The 430-nt window shown below is 54.0% G+C and carries 1 protein-coding gene; it reads right to left on the reverse strand.

Annotation, left to right across the window (positions count from 1 at the left end):
• On the reverse strand, positions 1-215 hold a 215-nt coding region (locus Q4563_RS16340), incomplete at its 3' end, for a 4Fe-4S binding protein (RefSeq protein ID WP_303605229.1).
• Positions 216-430: the final 215 nt, after the last annotated feature.

Genomic DNA, 430 nt, shown 5'->3' on the forward strand with positions numbered 1-430 from the left:
GTCATTACCTTCATCTCGTCATCATCATCGTAAAAGTCGTCGTCATCCTCTTCGGCATCGACCACATCCGCACGATCAACAAGATCAAATACATCTCGTGGGCATACCTTGTAACAACGGCCACAGCCGATGCAGGTCATCGGGTCCAGTGCCGTGACAAATTCAGGCGTCCACTCTTCTCCGCCTCGCGTGCGGCCAACGATAGTGTCAGTCATGGCCGATCTCCTCTCTCTGGTTATAAGTGCTAATCACGGTTGCTTTGTTGTGCCGGGTTCCCCCAACACCATGACGACTCCTGACATGACAACAAGACGAGACGAGCTCTTGCTGGCCCATTACTCGACTGATGGATCCGGGACGGTTAGCCCGACAGCCAGGAAAGTCCGGTTATTCCAGCGCTATGCTTCAGGCCGTTTCGGCCGCTTTGGTT

The organism is Gilvimarinus sp. 1_MG-2023, assembly GCF_030548285.1.